Source organism: Trinickia acidisoli, from assembly GCF_017315725.1.
GTDB classification, from domain to species: Bacteria; Pseudomonadota; Gammaproteobacteria; order Burkholderiales; family Burkholderiaceae; genus Trinickia; species Trinickia acidisoli.
The window spans coordinates 1,616,799-1,637,669 of record NZ_JAFLRG010000002.1 but is presented as its reverse complement, the minus strand read 5'-3'; the positions used below and the strand labels follow the sequence as shown (position 1 = coordinate 1,637,669).

Here is a 20,871-nt window from a genome sequence, read left to right as displayed (position 1 = left end):
ACTGCGATTTTGCTCAGTCGACGGCGGTGGCAGCCATGCTGGTGGCCGCTGTTGCACGGAACCAAGGGGATGACGAGACATGATCAATCTCGACGACGTCGATCGGCAGCTCATCGCATTGCTGCGCGACGACGCGCGCATGCCGGTGGTGGCGCTGGCGAAGGAACTGAGAGTTGCGCGTGCGACGGTGCAGAACCGGCTGACTCGCCTGGAAAACGAAGGGGTGATCGTCGGCTATACGGTTCGGCTCAAGCGTGCCGCGGAGAAGCATCGTATCCGCGCGTTGATGTTGATTGCCTTGCAGGGCAATCGCGCGGCGGAAATCATCAAGGCACTACGGGGTCACCCCAACGTCACGACGATCCACAGCACGAACGGGCGTTGGGATTTGATCGCCGAGTTGCAGGCGGATTCGCTGGAAGAGTTCGATCGCGTATTGGGCGCGATCCGGCTGATCGACGGCATCGCCAACACGGAGACGAGCATTTTGCTGTCGACGCATAAGGCGTGAGGGCGGGCCTGGTATCATCTGGTATCATGAGTTTTGATACTTCTCAAATTCGATGATACCGGATGATACTTTCGAGTCGGACCCGTGGCATTTTGCGCGATCCGACGTGGCGCGAGCCTATCTTGACGCTTTCGATCTGAAGCTATCGTCGGCCCGCGGGCTGTTCGCAAGGCGGCGCATGGGGAAAACGGAATTCCTGCGACGCGATTTGTTGCCGGCTGCACTTGAACGCGGGTACCTCGTTGCGTACACGAACCTATGGGATTGTCGCTCTGCCCCCGATACGGCGCTTTTGTCGGCGCTTTCGGACGCGCTCGAACCGCAAGGCGTGAAGGCGGTGTTGGCCAAGCTGGGTAGGCCGGTGAAGAGATTGAGGGCGAGCGCTGCGATTCCCGGCATGGAGGGTTCGTTCGAAGCCGAGTTGGCTGCTGCGCCGAAGGGCGATAGCGCAACGGCGTTGCGCGAGATCCTCAAGCAGTTGGATCGGCAGAAGAAGCCGCTGCTGTTGGCGATCGATGAAGCTCAGGTACTCGCGCGAGCCGACCACGGCGATTTCGCCCATACGCTGCGCGCCGCGCTCGACGTTCGCAAGCTGCGTATCAAGGTGATCTTTGCAGGAAGCTCTGAGACTACATTGCGTGAGATGTTTGCGCGGTCATCCGAACCGTTCTACAACTGGGCGACGCTCGAGCCGTTTCCGTTATTGGGCGACGAGTTCGTGAGCTTCACCATCAAGCTCATGAACAGCATGATCAAGAGCAAGCTGAAGGTAGAGCAGGGTAAGTATGCATTCGAGGAGTTGCACCGCACGCCCGAATTCTTCAAGCGTTTCATTGAACGCTACATGCTCTATCAGCCGCAAGGCATGGAGGCGGCGCTAGCGCACACCAAAGCTTCCGTGTTCTCCGACGATCATTTCCTGAAGCAGTGGCGCGACATGAACCCGGCCGACCAAGCCGTCGTTACGCTGCTCGCACGCGGAGAAGCCGACATTCATGGGGCAGGGAGCCTGGCTGTATTGTCTGCTTGGTTGGGCAAACCCGCTACCAAGAATACCGTCGCACATGCATTGCGACGGTTGCAAGCGGAAAGCATCGTCACGCGGCTTGGCGTTGGGCATTACCGCGTCGAAGACGAAGCGTTTGCGGATTGGCTTCGACGGCGAAAGCAATACCCATAGCACTCCCACCTTCACGGCGCGGCAGAAACCGCACCGGCCGCACACGCCGCAAACAGCCACCGCCGAAAAGCCGGCGCCGCGGGCGTTTCGGGGCGCGCTGGCGGGCACACCAAAAAATATCCGCGCGGCGTCGTCACGGGCTCATCGAACAGCGCGACGAGCTGCCCGCTCGCGATGAGTTCGTCGACGAGCGGCAGCCATCCCAGCGCGACGCCCTGATGCATTAGGGCCGCGTTCATGACGAGCGCGTAGCTGTTGAACGTCGATCCATGCTCGTCGGGCGGCGCCGACAACCCATGCGCCGCGAACCAACCGTTCCAGCCGAGCCAGCGCTCCGGTTCGGTAGGCTGCACATTCAGCAAAGGCGCGGCATATAGATCGGCCGGTTCGACGATATGAGGATGCGCCGCGCGAAACGCGGGCGAGCAAACGGGAACGACTTCCTCGGGAAACAACCGTGTTGCGGTGCAAGGCGACCAATTGCCGTCGCCGAATGCAATCGCGACGTCGGCGTGATCGCGGCGCGGATCGAATGCGAGCTGCGACGTGACGACCTTCACGTTGACATCGGGCAGCAGGCGTCGCAAGTCCATGAGCCGCGGCACGAGCCAATACGTGGCAAAGCCGGCATCGGTCAGGATCGTCAACGCGCCCTTGGCGCGGGCGGCGCGAATGTCGGCAACGGCATCGCGTATCGTCGAGATGCTTTGGCGCACCGCTTCATAGAGACGCTGGCCGTCGGCCGTGAGCGTGACGCCGCGATGCCCGCGCTCGAACAGCGGCACGCCAAGCTCCGCCTCCAGCTGCACGATGCGCTGGCTGACGGCCGGCTGAGTCGAACCGAGCTCGCGCGCAGCGGCGGTGAAGCTTGCCAACCGAGCCGCGGATTCGAACACGGACAGCATCTGCAGCGGCGGCAAACGGTCTTGGTCAGACATAAGCATGCCTTATGGGGCCATAAATAGCGGCCGTCTTCACACGCGAATTGTGGGTCGCCATATTGGCGTCACGCACTCAGCGTGATTCCAACGCATTCTAAACACCGAACTCATGAAGCCCAACACCGGAAAAAATATTCTCGTCCTGATGGCCGATCAAATGACGCCCTCGTCGCTGCGTTCGTACGGCAATACCGTGTCGAAGACGCCGCGCATCGACGCGCTGGCCAGCGAGGGCGTGGTGTTCGATTCGGCCTATTGTGCGAGCCCGCTCTGCGCACCGTCGCGCTTCGCCTTCATGGCCGGCAAGCTTCCCTCGAAGATCGGTGCTTACGATAACGCAGCCGAATTGCCGGCACAAACGCTGACGTTCGCACACTATCTGCGCGCGGCGGGATACCGGACCGTGCTGTCGGGCAAGATGCATTTTTGCGGGCCTGACCAACTGCACGGTTTCGAAGAGCGCCTGACGACCGATATCTACCCGGCCGATTTCGGCTGGGTGCCCGACTGGGCACAACCCGAAGTGCGCCCGAGCTGGTACCACAACATGAGTTCGGTGCTCGAGGCGGGCCCGTGCGTGCGCACCAATCAACTCGATTTCGACGACGAAGTCACGTTCACCGTGCGGCAAAAGCTCTACGACATCGCGCGCGAACGTCAGGCGGGCAGCGACGTACGGCCGTTCTGCATCGTGGCGTCGCTGACGCATCCGCACGATCCCTATGCGATTCCGGCGACGTATTGGGATTTGTATCGCGACGAAGAGATCGACCTACCGTACACGACGCTAACCCTCGACGAAAGCGACCCTCATTCGAAGCGGTTGCGTCACGTGTGCGAAAACGACCGCACGCCGCCGACCGAACAGCAGGTGCGCAACGCACGGCATGCCTACTACGGCGCGTTGTCGTATGTCGATGCGCAGTTCGGCGCGATGCTCGATGCGCTCGATGCGACGGGTTTGGCCGACGATACGATCGTCATCGTCACGTCCGATCATGGCGACATGCTCGGCGAGCGCGGGCTCTGGTACAAGATGACGTTTTTCGAAAACGCTGCGCGCGTCCCCTTGATCGTGCATGCCCCGAAAGCGTTCGAGCCGCGCCGAGTGAAAGCGTCGGTCTCTACCATCGACCTGTTGCCGACGCTCGTCGAGCTCGCGACAGACAAGCGCGAGCCGGCATGGCCCGATCCCATCGACGGCCGCAGCCTCGTGCCGCATCTGCGAAGCGAGGACGGCCACGACGAGACGTTCGGCGAGTATTTGGCTGAAGGTGCGATCGCGCCGATCGTGATGATTCGTCGCGGACGCTATAAATTCATTCATACGCCTGTCGATCCCGATCAATTGTTCGACCTCGAAGCCGACCCGCGAGAGTTGATCAATCTTGCAGACGATCCGGTGCATGCGAAGACGGTCGCGGCTTTCCGCACCGAAATTGCGGCGCGCTGGAATCTCGACGCATTGCATCGGGAGGTGATCGCAAGCCAGCGACGTCGGCGTTTCCACTACGCGGCGTCGACGCAAGGGCGCATTCAATCCTGGGACTGGCAACCGTTCAGCGATGCGAGCCAGCGCTACATGCGCAATCACATCGAACTCGACACGCTCGAAGCGATGGCACGCTTCCCGCGCGTCGTGCGCGAGTGAGCAGACCGTCTTCATCCATCGAATTACACGCCGATTACACATAGATCAACCACACAGGAGCGAGACATGAATCGAAGCAAGCAAAAGGGAGGCGGGCGCTTGATCGCCGGGATCTTAGCGGCGGCCGTCATGCTTTGGACGCCGACCTATGCGGCCGAACCGAGTAGCTGCACGCAAGTGCGCATGGCGGACCCAGGCTGGACCGATATCGATGCGACGAACGCCATCACGGGTGTGGTGCTCGGTGCGCTCGGTTACCACCAAAACATCGAAAACCTTTCGGTACCGATCACATACGAGGGCCTGAAAAAAGGACAGATCGACGTGTTCCTCGGCAATTGGATGCCGGCTCAGGGCCCGCTCGTAAAGCCGTTCGTCGATAGCCACGCGATCGACGTGCTGCATGCCAACCTGACGAATGCGAAATTCACGCTGGCTGTGCCCGATTACGTAGCCGCGGCGGGTGTGCACACGTTTGCGGACCTGGCGAAGTACGCCGACAAATTCGACGACAAGATCTACGGCATCGAACCGGGCGCGCCGGCGAACCAAAATATTTCGAAGATGATCGGCGACAAAGCCTTCGGCCTTGGCAACTGGACGCTGGTTGCGTCAAGCGAAACCGGGATGCTGACACAGGTCGCGCGTGCCGTTCGAGACAAACGATGGATCGTGTTTCTCGCGTGGGAGCCGCATTTGATGAACACGGAGTTTCATTTGACGTATCTCTCGGGCGGTGACGCGTACTTCGGCCCGAACTATGGCGGCGCCACGGTGAATACGGTCACGCGTACGGGATTTGCGAACCAGTGCACGAATCTTGGCCGGCTGTTCAAGCAGATCACGTTCAACGTCGACCTCGAAAACCAAATCATTGCGAACGTGCTGCAAAACAAGGTCAGCGTGAATGCCGCCGCACGCGAGGCATTGAAGGCGCATCCGAAGTTGCTCGGCCCTTGGCTCGACGGTGTCACGACCGCGAGCGGGGCAAATGGATTGCAGGCAGTCAATAGCGCGCTTGGCGATCACTGACACCCACAGAACACCCACAGAACACCCACGAGACCACCAACATGAACGCATTACGCGCTCCGATCTTATCGGGCGTGGCGCTGGCGCTCGCCAGTTTGCCCGCCGTCAGTCACGCTCAAAGCAGCGTCACGCTGTACGGCATTCTCGACGCCGGCGTGACTTATGTCAGCAACACCGGCGGTTCGCACGTCGTCAAGTTCGACGATGGTGTTTCATACGGCAACCGATGGGGCATCAAAGGCACCGAAGATCTCGGCAACGGGCTTGCTGCCGTGTTCGCGCTCGAAAGTGGGTTCAAGCTCGGAACGGGCAAGCTCGCGTTCGGGGGCTCGGAGTTCGGGCGGCAGGCCTACGTCGGCCTTTCGGGCCCCTGGGGTACGGTATCGCTCGGCAATCAACTCGATATGACCGAGGAGATGGTGTTCTCCTACAACATCTCGGCGTGGGCGAGCGGATATGCGATTCACCAGGGGGACTTCGATCGATTCAACGGGGACCGGCTGCCCAATTCGGTGAAATTCTTGTCGAACGACATCGACGGCTTCAAGTTCGGCGGCATGTGGTCATTCGGAAACGTCGCGGGGAATTTTCATCAGGACAGCGCGTACAGCGTCGGGGCGCACTATGCACACGGCCCCTTCACGATGGGCGCGGCCTATACGCAGTTGAACAATCCGAGCGGCATTTATGCGTTCGATCCGTACGCGATGATCGGAACGCAGACGTTTCTCGGCAGGCCAACCGTAAGCGTCGATCCTGCGACGGGCGCGATTACGGATCTATATTCGAGCACGGCTTTTCCGGTGGACAAGCAAGGAACGTTCGGCGTCGGCGCGAGCTATGCGCTTGGCACGGTCACGCTGATGGGCAACTATTCCTATACGACGATCAAGGCATTTGGGCAGTCGTCGCAGATGCAAGTTGGTGAGGGCGGCGCGGCGTGGCACGTGACGCCGGCGTTCAGTGTCGACGGCGGCTACCAGTACACGCATTTCGAAGGACACCATTGGAATCAGGTATCGACAGGGCTGCACTACCTGTTGTCGAAGCGCACCGATGTTTATATCTCGGGGGATTACTTGAAGGCATCGAGCGGGGTCGATGCGGTGATCGGGTATAGCTTCACGCCGTCCACCACCACGACGCAGGCCGATATACGCGTTGGTATGCGGCATTCGTTCTGAGCGAACTCCTAGTCGTACTTTGGCGGGCCTGTCTTGGACATGGCCCGTTTTTTTTGCTGCCATGAGTTTGCTGCGATAGCCACTCGACGCTCGGACTGGAATCGTCGACAATGTGCGTTCCGAAAACGCGGGCCGGGGCGCGCTAGCAATATTCGCCAACGAACAATATCCGAGGAGACGACGTGGCCAATTTCGAAGCGAAAGTCAGAGAGCTTTTTACTCAAAACGCCGATGGTGCATCGTTCGATGCTTACACGAGCATCGGCAGTCAAATTCAAGTGGAAGGCCGTGCGAAAGTCTTTGTCGAGAAGAAGTTTTTCCCGAAGATGCTCGAGCGATTCCAGCTAGTCGAGCTACCTAAGCCGTTTATCCCCGCCAAAGTTGAATATTCGCTCGATTTGACCGAGGCTGTCGCGATCGGAAAGTCGTTGACGGCGGCCTACATGACCACGGACTATCGGCGCGTGCTTCAGGACCCGTATTGGATGCAGCTCTTCAACGTTCAAGATCGGGACTTCAACTACATCGAAGGCACTACGGCGCGCACGAGCACCGAGGCATCGCTACCGTGCTATAACTGCGGCTTGATTCTGCCTGCCACGCATATAACGATCGACCATATGAAGCCGCAGGCGGGAGGGCAAGATCAGTCGATCTTGAAGGTTCTTCGGGGCTTGTCGTCTTACCTGACCATGATGCCGGGCAAGGGACATTTCGCGACCGCATACCGAGAGGGAACGACCGATCCGTTGCCCACGAAAGCGGGTAGAGACGATTCATCGTCCTCTTCCGATTTCGGGAAGGAACGGCGCTATACGCTGACGGCCAAGGGGATGACGATGCTGAGCGTGCTGATTGCGTCGACGGGATTGCAGCCGGTACTGAATGCCTGCATGCATTCCGCTTTTAATCTAAGGCCGTACTGTGCGAAGTGCAATATTGCAAAGAGCAACGTGCTTACGGATCTTTCTTGGATTAATTAGGGGCGAGGAAGGCGGCGCAAGCTGAAGTCAATACGTTGAGAAGGTTGCGCTGGCTGAAGCGCGCATCCGAAGGAAAACCTTCTTGAAGGAAGCGGGATGACATACGAAGATGCCGAAGCACATGCGAAGGACTGGATCGACGCTTGGAACGCTCACGACCTCGAACGGATCATGTCGCACTACTCGCAAGACGTGGTGTTCGAGGCCGAAACGGTTAGGACGCGCTGGGGGAAACCGGACGGCAAACTCATCGGACTCGCGGAATTGAGGAAGCACTTCGCCTTGGGGCTGGAACTGGCACCGCAGCTCAAATTTCAGCTTGAACAGGTATTCCTCGCCCCCTCTGGTTACGCAGTCTCGTACAGAAGGGAAAACGGGAATCGCGTGATCGACTGCGTCACCGTGAATGACGCCGGTCAGGCGGCGAAGGTGGTTGCCTACTACGCAGGCGTGCAGCGATAGGTACCCCATCGCCGGAACCTTCCCCATTGCCTGGCACATGAACCGGGTGCCGGACGCAGCCCACTCTTCATCAGCTTAGGAAACGACGACCGTAAATTCGACCCCTGATTCAAAGCCCAGCGTCGTGGTCGAAAAGCGCGGATTGCTGTCGAGGTAGTGCTTGTATGGCCGAACGACGTCCTCGGCTGTGTACATGTTGTCTGCGAGAACGATAGATCCCGGACGTAGCAGGCGCTCGATTTGCTTGAATAGATTCAGATAGGTGTTGGCCCATACGTCGATAAACACCATGTCGAACGTGCCGTCCAGTTCGGCAACGGTCTTGAATACATCGCCCTCCCGCAGGTCGACATAAGCGTCTACGCCCGCCGTTCTGACGTGGGCCCGAAGATGTGCGCACTTAACAGCATCGAGTTCGGTCGCTACAACCATGCCACGACCTAACGTGCGAAGGGCCTCGGCGAAATACAGCGTGGATACCCCGTAGGAACTGCCGAGTTCGAGGATTCGAGCCGGTTTGTGCGAAAGCACCATGTTGCGTAAAAACCTTCCCGTTTCCGCTGACACGGCTAACGATAGAGGAGTGCCTTGCGAGGATTCGAAATCTTCGCTAGATAGCCCGAGCGTTTCGAGAAACCGTCCACGCAGTCGAGGTGCAAGCGTTTCGTATTCCTCCGCGAGAGTCAGAAACTCGTCGTTCGATCCTTGGAACTGCGCCCGTGCGCGGGCTATCACTTCTGTCTGGCTCTGTTCGTGAAGCCGCCGCAGAAGAACTGTGGTTGATGAAGCCATGTGCGCTCCTTGACGAGATCGATAATGCCGATGACGTGTCCAACGACCGACCACTACCTTAGGCAGCCTGCGGTGTCCTTCCGTCATCAGCGAAAACGTGTGACGCTATTCTGTTCTGGCCAGTTTGATCGCCCGTTCAGGGCACGCCGTCACGCAAAGACCGCACGACCGGCAGGCGTGTGCGTTCGGCGTGTAGGCGACTTTCATTCCATGCACGCGTAGCTTAAGGCGATGCATCAAATCGAGGCGCAGATAATCGACCTCATCGATGCGCCGGATCTCAAACACATTCTCGGGGCAGACCTCCAGGCAATCGCCCTTGCCTTCGCAACGTTTTAGGTCGACGACGGGCGCAATCACGCCCGGCTTCTGTTTGCAGTCGGCCGGTGATTTCTCGCGCATGTTCAATCTTCCGCGCGCCGAGCGCGGCCCGACCGCCATGCCGTCTGGAACTGCTCCCGTTCTTCGGGCGTCATCGCTTCCCATTTGCGCCAGTGACGCCGTGCGCGCCAGCCGCCGTGTCCGCGGAATCCGCCAAACAGGATGCGGCTCAAAACCAGCAAGCCCAACGCATGTGCGAAGTCGATCGCACGGGCGCCGACGAATAGCGCCGGAATCACCCAATTCCATAGCGTCATGACCACCAACCCGAGCACGCCTATGGCGACCACCACAAGCAGGGCTTTACCCGCACACCTGATTCGAAATTTCATCCGTCGACTCCTCTAAATATCCAATTCGTCATAAATGGCCTGCAGCCGGGCGCGCAGATGCAAGACTGCGTAGCGTTTGCGCGCGAGCAGCGTATTGAGCGTGACACCGCTTTCCGCCACCATGTCTTTGAAGGGCCGCCCCTCCAGCTCGTGCGCGATGAATACCTCACGTTGATTCGGTGGCAACTCATCGAGCGCATCCTGCAAGGCCTTGAGCAATAGAGCGCGAGCGTAGAGGGCTTCGGGACCTGCATCGTGCGCCGGTAGGGCGAGGTCGAGGCGATACTCACTGCCGGCGTCGTCCTCGGCTTCAGACAGATCTGTCAGCGGCTGCTCTTTCTTCTTGCGAAAGCGATCGATGATGCGGTTGCGGGCGGCATGGAAAAGCCACGCGCTCGCTTGTTCGATCGGAGCGGGAAGCCGGTAAGCCTGCACAAATTCGTGGAACACATCCTGCAGGATGTCCTCGGCATCGTCCGGGTCGCGTATTCGACGCCGAATAAAATTGACGAGCCTCGTGCGCTCACGCACCACGGTCGCGGTGATGTCGCTGTCTCGGTCGGTCATGTGCGAGGTGGGTGGCGGTTCCATGCGTCTGAAGACGTTTCAGGAGCGCGAATATTGTGGCGAGTGCGAAAAATCTTTCCTTGAACAACTGAGGGTTCGCTTGACGCGGTGCGTAACGGGGTTGTGGCCATTAAGTAACAGGAAGAAGTGGGTGCTTTTCCGGAGCGATGCCGCAGAATCCAACCAGCGGTCATGGGCCCGATGCCCGATCCATGCACAGGTGCGTTCGTTCCCGATAGAGCCGCGACGGCCATTTTCAGCGTGCCCAACCGTTCGCTCTGGGCCGGACCGCATTATCGGTTGATCGGCAGAGCACGGCGAGGAGCCGACGCTCAGTCGGATTTTCGTAACGGCCGGTCATGTGCGAATAGCGGTCAAAGAGATAAATAAACCGTAAGCCAGCATTGATCGACGTTCGCCAGCGCTGCGGATTGCCCGCCCTGAGCGCGGCATCGTCCGGCGACTTTCGTCGGCTGTCGAACTTCCTGGTCTAGGGATGAATGGTTTCGCCGCGATTCAGCATGCCGATGAACTCCTCGATTTTGCGCACCCGTGTTGCGGGCTTTTTGGCATTCTGTATTCGAAACAGGATAGCGTAACGGTTTCGGCCGTTCAGCGTCGCAAAGAACGCGCGGGCCTTGGGATTGACATCCAGTGCGGCCTGTAGGTCGTCCGGTACGACCGAGTTGCTGGCCGACGTATAGGCAGCCTCCCAGCGGCCATCCGCTTTGGCTTTCTCGATTTCTCGCATGCCCGAAGGAAGCATTCTGCCTGTGGCGATCAGCGCTTCGGCCCGGTCTTTGTTGAGCACGGACCAGATACTTTTTGCGGAGCGTCGAGTGAAGCGTTGCAACCAGTATTCTTCACTTTCAGTCTGTTTTTGACCGTCGATCCAGCCATGACAAAGAGCACTTTCCAGCGCCTGTTCGTAAGTCAAGGTTGACTGCCTGGCGCCCTTTTTGGCAAGGCGCAGCCATATCCCGGTCGAGGTACCGCCGTTTTGCGTCAACCAATTTTCCCATTCATTCTGGTCAAGGAATGTCAGACGAGGCTCAGTCATGGAGGATCCGAATGGTTGCATTCAGGCAGCGAGGCTTTTTCGTTCACTGAAACCTCGCAGATTACCGATTTGCGCGAATTTGGGAATACCCGATTTATCGACAATTCAGCGTGTATTCATCGGAGGGAAGATGGAGGTCTTTCCTGGCGGAGCATCCAGTTGACCGGCTTCCAGCCAACATCTGCTGTTGCCATCGGTTCCGGCGACGACCGGTAGGGGGCGAACTGAGCCAGCGGCCATACCGCACAGTGCGCCCAGAACGAAACCGCTGCGAGAGAAATCCCAGCGGCCGGTATCCGCTACGACACTGCCCTTCTTACATCCAAATCGCGCGACTAGATCCGCTTCAAGTTACCCAAATGCCGGATCGCCCTTCGCCAATCACTATCCTGCCGGTAACTCGGGATACCGCTCAAAAGTGCGCTTGATGAGTTGTCGAAGCCAAACGTTCGCCGGTTCGTCATGAAACCGAGGGTGCCAAAGCTGGCGAAGTGCAAACGGTGGAAGCGGCACCGGCGGCGGGACAATCTTAACGGTCCCGAGTTTGGCGAAGACATTCCCAAGCTCCAGCGGCACTGTGGCGATCAGTTCGGGATGTTCGTCGATCAATAGCGGCACGACCAGGAAGTGCGGCGTCGTCAGATAAACGTTTCGATGGATGCCGTACTCGTCGAACGCACTGTCGTAAGCGGCGCCCGCGCGCCCAGTCAGGGAAACGGCGATCTGCGGCATCGTTTCGAACTGTTCACGCGTAATCGATTCGCCGATTAGCTTGTTTCGCACGCTCACCATCGTCACGAAAGCGTGCAAGAAGAGTTGTTGCTGGTAGAGATCGTCGGGCGCGGCACGGACCGACCCCAACGCGAGATCCACTTCTCCAGACGCAAGCAATCCCTCGATCTGCTCGATCGGAACTTGGATGGATCGCAGCGTGCAGTTCGGCGCCTCCTCTCGCAACTTCCGGATGAGCGGCGGTAGAAAGACCAATTCGCCCATGTCCGTCATGCAAAGTACGAAGGTGCGTCGCGCCGTCGAAGGATCGAAGCGCGCCTGCGAGACGACGTCCTGACGCAAAGTCGTCATGACTTCAACGATCGAAATGCCAAGCACGGTTGCTTTCGGCGTCGGCTCCATGCCCGATGGCGTCTTGACGAACAGAGGATCCTCAAAGAACACCCGCAGCCGATTCAACGCGTGGCTCATTGCCCCCTGCGACAGCCCCACTTCGGATGCCGCTCGAGTCACGCTTCGTTCGCGAAGCAGTGCGTCGAATACCACGAGCAGGTTCAGATCGAGATCGCGTATATGCACAGCATGCATTCCTCGCATTAGCCCCATTGGCTTGACGCATGATGGTGCTAAATCTATCTTGAGGTCAAGCGTCCCAGGATAGGGCGCACCCACATGACGGAGACAAGGATGTTTATCAGGAATACGTGGTACGTGGCTGCCTGGTCGCATGAGGTGGAAAGCGAAGCGCTGTTTGCTCGCGTTATTACCGGCATCCCGGTTTTGTTGTATCGCGAGGAAGGCGGCGGCGTCGTTGCGCTCGAGGATCGTTGCTGTCATCGCGGCGCGCCGTTGTCGGTTGGCCGTCGCGAGGGCGATTGTATTCGCTGCATGTATCACGGCCTGAAATTCGACCGCACCGGAACCTGTGTTGAAGCGCCCGCTCAACAGCGTATTCCGCCGCAGGCGAAGGTTCGAACTTTCCCGGTTGTCGAGCGGCACCGTTGGATTTGGATCTGGACGGGCGCCCCTTCGCTTGCCGACCCAGAGACGATTCCTGATACTCACTGGCTCGACGATCCGCAGTGGCGCAGCTTGCCCGGTTACATTCACTACGACGTGAACTACCTGCTGATCTGCGACAACTTGTTGGACTTCTCGCATCTGCCGTTCGTGCATCCAACCACGCTGGGCGGCCCCGAAGACTATGCAAAGATACAGCCCAACGTTGAGCGGATCGACGGCGGCGTTCGCATCACGCGCTGGACGTTGAATACGGATGCGCCTCCGTTTGCCGCTGCCGTCAAGAACTGGCCTGGCAAGGTCGATCGTTGGAATGTCTACGACTTCACTATTCCTGCGATTCTGCGAATGGATTCCGGTATGGCGCCGGTCGGTACCGGCGCGCAAGAAGGGGCACGTGTCGACGCGGCGGAATTCCGTGGCTGCCAGGCACTCACGCCCGAAACAGAAAACTCCACGCACTACTTCTTCGGTCATCCGCACAACTTTGCGATTGATCAACCCGACGTCACGCGAGCGATCCATCAGGCGGTTGTCGATGCATTCGACGAGGACCGCGACATCATCACCGCCCAGCAGAAGAATCTTGCACTGGACTCGGGCTTCAGGATGATGTCGTTCGGCATCGACGCCGCACTGTCCCAGTTTCGCTGGGCAGTCAATCAACGTCTCGAAGAAGAGAAACAGCAGGTGCCGGAAGCAGTGCAAGGAGCCTGAGATGATCCAGGTGAAAGTAACGCGACTGAAGCGCGAGGCGGAAGGGATACTAGGAATCGAGTTGCAGGCCGCAGACGGCGCGGCGCTCGTGCCGTTCGAGCCCGGCGCGCATATCGATGTTCATCTGCCCGGCGACCTAACGCGACAGTATTCGCTTTGCAACGATGCGGCGGAAACGGATCGTTATCGTCTTGGCGTGAGCCTGTCCGCGACGTCGCGCGGCGGGTCGAGTTATCTGCATACGTCGCTTCGCGAAGGCGACTCGCTGACGATCAGCGAGCCCCGCACTTTATTCGCTCTGTCACGTGAGGCCGCATCTCATCGCTTCATCGCCGGCGGTATCGGCATCACGCCTATTCTCAGCATGATCCGCTGGTGCATCCGTCATTCGGTACCCTGGCATTTGCACTATTGCGTGCGGTCGCGGATGTGCGCAGCATACCTCGACGAATTGCGCACCGTCGGTGGCAAGGTTCATGTGCACGCCAACGACGAATCAGCCGGTGGGACGCCTGACATTCAGACGTTGGTCGGCGACGTAAGGGCCGGTGAGCATGTTTATTGTTGCGGACCGGGTGGGCTGATGGACGCCGTATCGCATCAGGGCCTGCAGGCCGGCATGCCGCGGGAGAATCTGCATTTCGAGCGGTTTACCGCATCGCCGGTGCAAGTTGCCGGTAGGAATGAGCGGGCATTTACGGTCGTTCTTGCAAGGTTCGGAATGCGATGCCTGGTCGAGCCCAACGAGTCGATTCTCGACTGTCTTGAGCGTCACGGCGTCTGCCCACCGTTTTCTTGCCGGGAAGGACTGTGCCGCAGTTGCGAAGTGAAGGTGTTATCGGGCGAGGTCGAACACCGCGACTATGTGTTGAGTGAATACGAGCAGACGTCCGGCAAATCGCTGATGATCTGCGTGTCGCGAGCGAAATCCGACGAACTGGTCATTGACCTTTAGTCAGGCGGTACGCCATTTGTCGGCGACGATTGCCGGAATAGACGGCGGCCGAGATTATCGTCGAGTTTAGTGGAAGCTGATTCATCGTTGCCGGAAGATCGGCGAGCCCCTACACTGAAAACGCACGCGCTCGGCACGCCTTGACAGCGAGCGTCGCTGTGGGTTTTATGCGAACGACAGGGTGCGGCAACAACGAAGAACGAAGCAGAAAAGCGGATCGGTCGTCCAACGAACGATAGGAGCGTGCTTCATGAACACAAACGCGGCCGCCGCAGGCGGTTTGGACCAGATCATTCAGCACGTATTCGTGCTGATGCTGGAGAACCGGTCTTTCGACCATCTGTTCGCGCTATCGGGTATTCCGGGAATCGTCGCTGCCACTTCTGGAAATGCGAACACCTACAACGGCACCCCCTATGCCTTCGGCGACGGTGCGCCCGGTCAGATGCCCACCGATCCCGGGCATGAATTCGTCGACGTGGTCGAGCAACTATGTGGCGCGGGCGCGAAGTTCCAGCCAGGCCAGCCCTATCCGCCCATCGACAACTCCGGCTTTGTCTCGAACTACGCGACCACCCGTACCGAAGGCACGCCACCGCAAAGCGGCGATGTGGACGACATCATGCGGGGCGTTGACGCTCGTATGCAGTCGCCCGCGCTGTACCAACTCGCGACGCAGTTCGTGTTGTGCGACGCCTGGCATTCGTCGCTGCCGGGCCCGACCTGGCCGAACCGCTATTTCCTGCACGGCGCATCGTCGGCCGGGCTCGATCATTCGCCGACGTCGGCCGAGATGTGCAAATGGGAAGGGCTGGATGGCTTCGTCTATCCGAAAGGATCGATTTTCGACGCGCTTGGTAAAAACAACTACCGCTTGTACCAGGACGAACTGGGCAATCCGGTTGGCCGCGTGCCGCATGTTGCGTCCGTCAAGGGCATCAGCTTTTGCGACGTCAACGATCTGTCGCATTTCGAAGCGGACCTCGCCGCGGGCTACACAGCTCGCTATACGTTCATTGAGCCGAGCTACGGCGACATCGTGAACGACAGCTACGAGAACGGCAGTTCGCAGCATCCGATGGACGGCCTCACCGCCGGCGATCAACTCGTCGCCCGCGTCTACAGTGCGATTCGCAACTCGCCGTTGTGGGACAAGAGCCTTTTCGTGATTCTCTACGATGAGCACGGCGGTTTCTACGACTCAGTCAAACCCGGCGAAGCGACACCGCCTAACGACGGTGCAGCCGCGACGCTGAATGCGAGCGGATTCGGGTTCGATGTCTACGGTGTGCGCGTTCCCGCCATCGTCGTGTCGCCTTGGGTCGCGCAAGGGCAGGTCGATCACACGACGTACGATCACAGCTCGGTGCTTGCGACGCTTGAACGCTTGTTCGGTCTTCAACCGTTGACGGATCGCGACAGGAACGCCAATGACGTGCTGTCGCTGATCACTCAAACTTGCCGCCAGGATTGCCCAGAGAGGATAGGCACATGACCCGGACTGCGCCCGCGCATGAGCGCGACCACGAACCGCTGCCCGACCCCAGTACGCTAATGGGACTGCTGCACGTGTTGCGTAAGGCCCATATGGAATTGGTCGGCAAGGACGTAGCGCATCGGCGTTTCAGTCAGGTGTGCACGCGTGGCGATGCGAGACAGTACATCGAAGAACTGATGCCGCATCTGATGCGGGAGCGTCAGATGCGCGGGCATCGACGTGATGGTGGCTGACCCGACCTCTCAACCCGCATCAGCGCTTCTTCAGCACGGCGGGATTCAGCACGTCACCATAGTCTCCGGCAATGAATCGCAGCACATTGCTGAATGCGCTGTGGAAGTAGGCTTCGTAGCTTTGCTCTGCCACATAGCCGAGGTGGGGCGTGCATAGCACATTGGGCAGCGCGAAGAGTGGGTGTGTGCGGTTGTAAATCGGCTCGGATTCGAACACGTCGATTGCGGCGTATCCCGGCCGGCCTTGACGTAAGGCGGTTTCCAATGCGCCAGGTGCGATGAGTTCCGCGCGGCTGGTATTGACGAAGACCGCGGACGGCTTCATCAGCGATAAATCGGCCAGGCTGATCGAGTCGCGCGTTTCATCGGCTAGGCGCAGATGCACGGTGATCACGTCAGCGCTCGAGAAAAATTCTGCACGGCTCGTGCTCGCGCTATATCCGACAGCCACGGCCTCTGCGCGAGCGCGTTCGCTACCCCATATCTGCACCTTCATTCCGAACGCCTGTGCGTAGCGCGCAACCATTTTGCCCAGTTTGCCGAACCCAAGGATCCCCAGCGTCTTGCCATGAAGTTCGCTACCGCAGTTGACTTGCCATTGCCCTTGGCGGAACGCATCGACTGCTTCGTAAAAGCGGCGACAAGCGTTCATGATCAGCAGCCAAGTGAATTCGGCCGGCGCGTGCGGTGAACCGCTGCCCTGTGTTACCGCGATACCGGCTGCATCGCACGCGGTCATATCGATATGCCGGCCGATTGGCCCGGTCTGACTGATCAGGCGCAACGCGGGCATCTTGGCTAGAAGGCCCGCATCCACGCGGGTGCGTTCACGAATCAGTACGAGGCATTCAGTGTGGGCGAGGATCGCGTGAAGATCGTCTTGGCGATGCAGGTCGCCAAGAATGGTGAGCGTGTGGTCGGACAGCAGTTCGGCGCATTGGAGCTGGGCGACGGCACGCTGGTAGTCGTCCGGGATCAAGATGTTCATATTTTTGGGGGAGGCGGAGCATCGGGCGATGCTCCGGCCATTGATGGGTCTAAAGAACGACGGTGCCAATGATGACGGTGATGGTAATGGCCGAGAGCAGGGTAGTCCACGTGATGATGGACGCCATAGCCTCTGAATCACCGCCCATTTGGCGAGACAGAATATACGCATTGCCTGCGCAGGGTGCTGACGCATACAGGAGCGCGATATTGGCCGGTGCGCCTGAGGCGCCCAGGAATCTCAGAAGCGCCATTGTGCATACGGGCATGAGCAACAGTTTGAATGCTGCCGAGTAGATCGTCGCGACGGTCCGACTGGTATGCATGGACAGCACAAGGCCGGCCCCCACCGACATGAGGCTGAGCGGCGTCGCGGCGTAGCCGAGATAACTCAGAAACTGCTTTATCCAGCCGGTGATATGCAGCCCACTCATATTGAAGCCGAGGCCCACCAGGGCGCCGATGATGAGAGGGTTCTGTACCAAAGCGGTCAACATGCCTTTGAAGGACTTCTTGCCGCCATGGCCATAATGGTTCATCACCAGTACGCTCATCACGTTTGTTAGCACGATCATGTAGGCGATGAACACGCCCGACATCGCTACTCCGTCCGAGCCAAATAGCGATTGCGCTAACGCGATGAATACATAGGAGTTATACCGCACGCCACCTTGAAAGATGGAAGTGAATAGATCGTTTCTGACCTTGACGATTCGTTGCCCGGCGAAGATCAGGCCAGCTACTAGCAGCGTGCTCCCCACTGTGGCGACGATTGCCGTCGTGGTATTGGCGCCGGTGAAGTTGGCACGGCTCACGTCCAGTAGTAGCAGGGAGGGGAAGAAAAGATAATAAACGAGCTTGTCCGCCGCCTTCCAGAAGCCTTCTTCCGACAGAAAGTAGTTCTTTGCCGTGTAACCCACGACGATGAGTAGAAAGATGGGCAACACCGACAGAAATACGTTCAGCATACCGCAGCCTCCTTGGGCTGAAACACGCGAGATTTCACGGGATTGAGGTTGCGGTGGTTCCAAAGATTCGGCGCGACGAAGACACGCTGCACCCAACGCATCGGATTGCCGGCCTCGTCATACGTCCCGTTGAATTTGTCACGCGAGTGCAGAGTGAAGCGGTTGTCGATATAGACAAGGCGACCGGGGACGATGTCGATTCCGAAAGAGACTTCGCGGATCGCCGCGTAGAACTTCTCCATGGAAAATGCGGCTGCACTCGTTGTGGGTTCGACCATGTCCGGATAGAACACGGCGCTTATCTCGGGCAGATCCGGGCTGCCGCGCACCAAAGACACCGGGCCGGTTTGTTGAGCGCTGTCACGGCGCCAGCGGTAGGGTACTTTGATGCGATACAACGGCATCCGGAGGCACTCGATGTCTTCCGGTGTCAGGCGTTCAAGAGCGGCACGCGCGTCGGCGAGACGTGTGAGCGGGCCTTGCGGGTCGTGGCGTACACCCGTGAGCAATAGTCCCAGCGGCGAAAAGTTGTAGTCGTCCATGAACTTAAGCGCGGCATTCTCGATATGGAAGTCAAGTTCCACTTCAGATCCGAGACCCGTGTATTCGCCTTTGGATTTTCGAGTCGGGATCAGATTATTTACAATGTCGGCACCCTCGAAAAAAATCGAGTAAGGCTCGCCGATCAACGACGCGAACGCCATGATTAGGTTTTCACTGAGGTGGCCGCTCTTGGCCGCCGGCGTGAATACCTCGGGGGCGGGTGTCGTGAAAATTTGCTCGTCAGTTGGGAGGTTTTCGAAAATCAGGTGTGAACGTGGATTGATGGATGCGCGCTGCTCAGATAGGGCATCGACGATGCGGCGTGGCAGGGCCGACAGCGCAATCATGCGCAGGTCAGTGATGTAACCCATGCTGCCGTGGGGGTCGTAGGCGATTTCTACCAAAGCGTTGCCAAGACGATCGCGCTCGCTATCGGTCAATTGAAAGATGCAGGTTTTATTCATTGAGTAAAGCTTGTAATTGTTATTGGTCGTGGTCTTAAGTGGACAGGCGATGTAATAGTTGTGTAATGCGTAAAGGGACGCGATCTTAGTGATGCTTATCGGGATTGTCAAGTGATTTGCCGGTGGTCCGAGAGATACAACACTTTCTGAGAGGGATGCTGGGGAGAAAACGTTTTCAGTGTAAATATTTATTTATGTGCGTTATAAAAATAATATGGGTGGTCAATGCGATGTGAGAGTCAAAGATGTTGAGGTTCTGTTGCGCTGCCGCTTCCGGGTCTTGGTCGCCGCAGAGCCCTCATGTTAGGAAGTCGGCGATAGTCGCCCATATACCGCGACGCTGATCGGCCGTATCGTAGATCCAAGGCAGTGATCGCCGGCCGCCAAACCGCCGACGCAGTCTGTACGGCACCGAACACACGTCAAATATTGACCACCCGTCTCGACGCAAGCGTCTTCCACCGCACAAACGCACTTACCCCGAATCTTTCCTTCTGCTTGAAGGGCGCCAACAATGGCCTATATTGAACCATCGCTTGCGGCGGACGCCATTTGTCGAACGACAGGAACAACATCATGTGCGACACAGTCGAGTATCCGGGGCAATACAGAGGCACACGCCGTCGGAATTTCCTAAAGCTTGCCGGCGCTGCCACGGTGGTTGGGCTCGGTGTCGGCCCTCTTCTCTCGACACAAGCGCGCGCCGATGCACTCACCAAGGCGCAGCGCGATAGCATGACGCCAAAACAGATCGTCGATGCCATGAAACACGGCAACGCGCGTTTTCAAAGGGGCGAGCGAAAAGCGCGCGATTATCTGCGAGAGCAGCGTGCGAGCGCAGCCGGGCAATACCCCGCAGCGGTACTGCTCAGTTGTATCGACTCCCGCGCGCCGGCCGAAGTGATCATGGATTTGGGCATCGGCGATGTTTTCAATTGTCGCGTTGCCGGAAACATAGAAAACAGTGACATCCTTGGCAGCATGGAGTTCGCGTGCAAGCTATCGGGCGCAAAGGTCGTCGTCGTGATGGGACATACCGCCTGTGGCGCAATCAAGGGTGCCATTGCCAACGCCGAGCTAGGCAATCTCACTGGGTTGTTGGATAAGATCAAGCCCGCCGTCGAGGCAACGAAATATGACGGCGAGCGCACCGCGACGAACTATGATTTCGTGGACGCCGTGTCGCGCAAGAACGTCGAGTTGACCATCGCCAACATTCGGGAACACAGCCCCGTGCTCGCCGAACTCGAAACCAACGGAACGATCGAGATCGTCGGTGCGATGTACAACCTCAAGACCGGCGCAGTCACGTTTTTCGATTGATCGCATCGACGTATCGATTCAATGCATCGAACGTCCCAATGCGGTTTGCGAGGAGAGGACCGTCCGCTTTATCGATCATCCTTCCCGCGCGAGCTGCAACAATACATCCGCAAGTGCGCGAATCTTAAGCTGCGCCGCACGTTGAGACGGATAGACGAGGAAGTACCCCAAGCCGTTGGATGCCACATGATCAAAGGGCGTGACGAGCGTTCCCGCTTGTAGCCGATCGCTGGCCATCCGTGGATCGCCGATAGCGACACCGTGTCCCTGCGCTGCCGCGGTGAGCGTTAGTTCGTCGGCCCTGCATAAGGTAGGCGAGGCAAGCGCAGCAGGGCGTTGGAGGAAGATCACGATT

22 protein-coding genes and 1 pseudogene are annotated in these 20,871 nt (G+C 58.6%); 12 read left to right on the top strand and 11 right to left on the bottom strand.

Features of this window, described 5'->3' with window-relative positions; genetic code table 11:
• The first annotated feature begins 79 nt into the window (after positions 1-79).
• Together J3485_RS25625 and J3485_RS25620 are read left to right on the top strand one after the other, a co-directional pair.
• A complete protein-coding gene (locus tag J3485_RS25625; protein WP_206957115.1) occupies positions 80-511 on the top strand; it encodes an Lrp/AsnC family transcriptional regulator in 432 nt (143 codons plus the stop codon).
• Between the two features lie 178 nt (positions 512-689).
• Positions 690-1,691: an ATP-binding protein gene (locus tag J3485_RS25620; RefSeq protein WP_242538927.1), complete on the top strand. Its 1,002-nt coding sequence runs from the start codon at positions 690-692 to the stop codon at positions 1,689-1,691.
• 11 nt (positions 1,692-1,702) lie between these two features.
• On the opposite strand, the gene J3485_RS25615 is transcribed toward J3485_RS25620, so the two are convergent.
• On the bottom strand, positions 1,703-2,629 hold the full coding sequence (locus tag J3485_RS25615; protein ID WP_206957113.1) for a choline sulfate utilization transcriptional regulator: 927 nt from the start codon (positions 2,627-2,629) through the stop codon (positions 1,703-1,705).
• Positions 2,630-2,741: 112 nt separating this feature from the next.
• Here J3485_RS25615 and betC point away from each other — a divergent pair, with 112 nt between their 5' ends.
• The 5 genes from betC to J3485_RS25590 all read left to right on the top strand — a co-directional run bounded on the left by betC (position 2,742) and on the right by J3485_RS25590 (position 7,944).
• A complete protein-coding gene (gene betC, locus J3485_RS25610; protein WP_206957112.1) occupies positions 2,742-4,283 on the top strand; it encodes a choline-sulfatase in 1,542 nt (513 codons plus the stop codon).
• Between the two features lie 66 nt (positions 4,284-4,349).
• On the top strand, positions 4,350-5,315 hold the full coding sequence (gene choX / locus J3485_RS25605; protein ID WP_206957111.1) for a choline ABC transporter substrate-binding protein: 966 nt from the start codon (positions 4,350-4,352) through the stop codon (positions 5,313-5,315).
• Between the two features lie 41 nt (positions 5,316-5,356).
• On the top strand, positions 5,357-6,499 hold the full coding sequence (locus tag J3485_RS25600) for a porin (RefSeq protein WP_206957110.1): 1,143 nt from the start codon (positions 5,357-5,359) through the stop codon (positions 6,497-6,499).
• Positions 6,500-6,681: 182 nt separating this feature from the next.
• Complete coding sequence (locus J3485_RS25595; RefSeq protein ID WP_206957109.1) at positions 6,682-7,482, top strand: hypothetical protein; 801 nt, start codon at positions 6,682-6,684, stop codon at positions 7,480-7,482.
• Positions 7,483-7,578: 96 nt separating this feature from the next.
• Positions 7,579-7,944, top strand: coding sequence for a YybH family protein (locus J3485_RS25590; RefSeq protein ID WP_206957108.1), 366 nt, complete (start codon positions 7,579-7,581; stop codon positions 7,942-7,944).
• A 75-nt stretch (positions 7,945-8,019) separates the two neighbouring features.
• On the opposite strand, the gene J3485_RS25585 is transcribed toward J3485_RS25590, so the two are convergent.
• From J3485_RS25585 to J3485_RS25560, 6 genes are all read right to left on the bottom strand, one after another.
• A complete protein-coding gene (locus J3485_RS25585; RefSeq protein ID WP_206957107.1) occupies positions 8,020-8,736 on the bottom strand; it encodes an O-methyltransferase in 717 nt (238 codons plus the stop codon).
• 105 nt (positions 8,737-8,841) lie between these two features.
• Complete coding sequence (locus tag J3485_RS25580) at positions 8,842-9,138, bottom strand: 4Fe-4S dicluster domain-containing protein (protein WP_206957106.1); 297 nt, start codon at positions 9,136-9,138, stop codon at positions 8,842-8,844.
• A 2-nt stretch (positions 9,139-9,140) separates the two neighbouring features.
• Positions 9,141-9,449 (bottom strand): hypothetical protein, encoded by a 309-nt coding sequence (locus J3485_RS25575; protein ID WP_206957105.1) that lies wholly within the window; start codon positions 9,447-9,449, stop codon positions 9,141-9,143.
• Positions 9,450-9,461: 12 nt separating this feature from the next.
• The gene (locus tag J3485_RS25570; RefSeq protein WP_206957104.1) at positions 9,462-10,040 is read right to left on the bottom strand and encodes an RNA polymerase sigma factor; all 579 of its coding nucleotides are present in this window, start codon (positions 10,038-10,040) and stop codon (positions 9,462-9,464) included.
• Between the two features lie 466 nt (positions 10,041-10,506).
• Positions 10,507-11,076, bottom strand: a complete 570-nt coding sequence (locus J3485_RS25565; protein ID WP_206957103.1) for a YdeI/OmpD-associated family protein — start codon at positions 11,074-11,076, stop codon at positions 10,507-10,509.
• A gap of 384 nt (positions 11,077-11,460) precedes the next feature.
• Positions 11,461-12,396 carry a LysR family transcriptional regulator gene (locus J3485_RS25560; RefSeq protein ID WP_206958383.1) on the bottom strand — a complete coding sequence of 312 codons (936 nt, stop codon included), beginning with the start codon at positions 12,394-12,396 and terminating at the stop codon, positions 11,461-11,463.
• A gap of 99 nt (positions 12,397-12,495) precedes the next feature.
• Here J3485_RS25560 and J3485_RS25555 point away from each other — a divergent pair, with 99 nt between their 5' ends.
• The 4 genes from J3485_RS25555 (at position 12,496) to J3485_RS25540 (ending at position 16,231) form a co-directional block, all read left to right on the top strand.
• Positions 12,496-13,545, top strand: a complete 1,050-nt coding sequence (locus J3485_RS25555; RefSeq protein ID WP_206957102.1) for an aromatic ring-hydroxylating dioxygenase subunit alpha — start codon at positions 12,496-12,498, stop codon at positions 13,543-13,545.
• An 88-nt stretch (positions 13,546-13,633) separates the two neighbouring features.
• A complete protein-coding gene (locus J3485_RS25550; protein ID WP_309477085.1) occupies positions 13,634-14,500 on the top strand; it encodes a PDR/VanB family oxidoreductase in 867 nt (288 codons plus the stop codon).
• Positions 14,501-14,750: 250 nt separating this feature from the next.
• A complete protein-coding gene (locus J3485_RS25545) occupies positions 14,751-15,995 on the top strand; it encodes an alkaline phosphatase family protein (RefSeq protein ID WP_206957100.1) in 1,245 nt (414 codons plus the stop codon).
• On the top strand, positions 15,992-16,231 hold the full coding sequence (locus J3485_RS25540) for a hypothetical protein (protein WP_206957099.1): 240 nt from the start codon (positions 15,992-15,994) through the stop codon (positions 16,229-16,231). Before J3485_RS25545 ends, J3485_RS25540 begins: the two co-directional genes overlap by 4 nt.
• Positions 16,232-16,250: 19 nt before the next feature.
• On the opposite strand, the gene J3485_RS25535 is transcribed toward J3485_RS25540, so the two are convergent.
• The 3 genes from J3485_RS25535 to J3485_RS25525 are packed head-to-tail and all read right to left on the bottom strand — an operon-like array spanning position 16,251 to position 19,193.
• The gene (locus J3485_RS25535) at positions 16,251-17,219 is read right to left on the bottom strand and encodes a D-2-hydroxyacid dehydrogenase family protein (RefSeq protein ID WP_206958381.1); all 969 of its coding nucleotides are present in this window, start codon (positions 17,217-17,219) and stop codon (positions 16,251-16,253) included.
• A gap of 49 nt (positions 17,220-17,268) precedes the next feature.
• Positions 17,269-18,186 carry an AEC family transporter gene (locus J3485_RS25530; RefSeq protein WP_206957098.1) on the bottom strand — a complete coding sequence of 306 codons (918 nt, stop codon included), beginning with the start codon at positions 18,184-18,186 and terminating at the stop codon, positions 17,269-17,271.
• A complete protein-coding gene (locus J3485_RS25525; RefSeq protein ID WP_206957097.1) occupies positions 18,180-19,193 on the bottom strand; it encodes a TauD/TfdA family dioxygenase in 1,014 nt (337 codons plus the stop codon). Before J3485_RS25525 ends, J3485_RS25530 begins: the two co-directional genes overlap by 7 nt.
• Before the next feature lie 576 nt (positions 19,194-19,769).
• Here J3485_RS25525 and J3485_RS25520 point away from each other — a divergent pair.
• Positions 19,770-20,516 (top strand): carbonic anhydrase family protein, encoded by a 747-nt coding sequence (locus J3485_RS25520; protein WP_206957096.1) that lies wholly within the window; start codon positions 19,770-19,772, stop codon positions 20,514-20,516.
• A gap of 75 nt (positions 20,517-20,591) precedes the next feature.
• Here J3485_RS25520 and J3485_RS25515 read toward each other — a convergent pair.
• Positions 20,592-20,810: pseudogene (locus tag J3485_RS25515) on the bottom strand (LysR substrate-binding domain-containing protein); the annotation flags it as partial.
• Positions 20,811-20,871 lie beyond the last annotated feature (61 nt).

What these genes read in the sequence shown, in the direction of transcription:
- J3485_RS25625 (WP_206957115.1), top strand. Translation starts at nt 80, where the DNA reads ATGATCAATCTCGACGACGTCGATCGGCAGCTCATCGCATTGCTGCGC.
- J3485_RS25585 (WP_206957107.1), bottom strand. Translation starts at nt 8,736, where the DNA reads ATGGCTTCATCAACCACAGTTCTTCTGCGGCGGCTTCACGAACAGAGC.
- betC (WP_206957112.1), top strand. Translation starts at nt 2,742, where the DNA reads ATGAAGCCCAACACCGGAAAAAATATTCTCGTCCTGATGGCCGATCAA.
- J3485_RS25620 (WP_242538927.1), top strand. Translation starts at nt 690, where the DNA reads ATGGGGAAAACGGAATTCCTGCGACGCGATTTGTTGCCGGCTGCACTT.
- choX (WP_206957111.1), top strand. Translation starts at nt 4,350, where the DNA reads ATGAATCGAAGCAAGCAAAAGGGAGGCGGGCGCTTGATCGCCGGGATC.
- J3485_RS25530 (WP_206957098.1), bottom strand. Translation starts at nt 18,186, where the DNA reads ATGCTGAACGTATTTCTGTCGGTGTTGCCCATCTTTCTACTCATCGTC.
- J3485_RS25525 (WP_206957097.1), bottom strand. Translation starts at nt 19,193, where the DNA reads ATGAATAAAACCTGCATCTTTCAATTGACCGATAGCGAGCGCGATCGT.
- J3485_RS25545 (WP_206957100.1), top strand. Translation starts at nt 14,751, where the DNA reads ATGAACACAAACGCGGCCGCCGCAGGCGGTTTGGACCAGATCATTCAG.
- J3485_RS25615 (WP_206957113.1), bottom strand. Translation starts at nt 2,629, where the DNA reads ATGTCTGACCAAGACCGTTTGCCGCCGCTGCAGATGCTGTCCGTGTTC.
- J3485_RS25570 (WP_206957104.1), bottom strand. Translation starts at nt 10,040, where the DNA reads ATGGAACCGCCACCCACCTCGCACATGACCGACCGAGACAGCGACATC.
- J3485_RS25540 (WP_206957099.1), top strand. Translation starts at nt 15,992, where the DNA reads ATGACCCGGACTGCGCCCGCGCATGAGCGCGACCACGAACCGCTGCCC.
- J3485_RS25575 (WP_206957105.1), bottom strand. Translation starts at nt 9,449, where the DNA reads ATGAAATTTCGAATCAGGTGTGCGGGTAAAGCCCTGCTTGTGGTGGTC.
- J3485_RS25580 (WP_206957106.1), bottom strand. Translation starts at nt 9,138, where the DNA reads ATGCGCGAGAAATCACCGGCCGACTGCAAACAGAAGCCGGGCGTGATT.
- J3485_RS25590 (WP_206957108.1), top strand. Translation starts at nt 7,579, where the DNA reads ATGACATACGAAGATGCCGAAGCACATGCGAAGGACTGGATCGACGCT.
- J3485_RS25560 (WP_206958383.1), bottom strand. Translation starts at nt 12,396, where the DNA reads ATGCATGCTGTGCATATACGCGATCTCGATCTGAACCTGCTCGTGGTA.
- J3485_RS25565 (WP_206957103.1), bottom strand. Translation starts at nt 11,076, where the DNA reads ATGACTGAGCCTCGTCTGACATTCCTTGACCAGAATGAATGGGAAAAT.
- J3485_RS25600 (WP_206957110.1), top strand. Translation starts at nt 5,357, where the DNA reads ATGAACGCATTACGCGCTCCGATCTTATCGGGCGTGGCGCTGGCGCTC.
- J3485_RS25535 (WP_206958381.1), bottom strand. Translation starts at nt 17,219, where the DNA reads ATGAACATCTTGATCCCGGACGACTACCAGCGTGCCGTCGCCCAGCTC.
- J3485_RS25520 (WP_206957096.1), top strand. Translation starts at nt 19,770, where the DNA reads ATGTGCGACACAGTCGAGTATCCGGGGCAATACAGAGGCACACGCCGT.
- J3485_RS25555 (WP_206957102.1), top strand. Translation starts at nt 12,496, where the DNA reads ATGTTTATCAGGAATACGTGGTACGTGGCTGCCTGGTCGCATGAGGTG.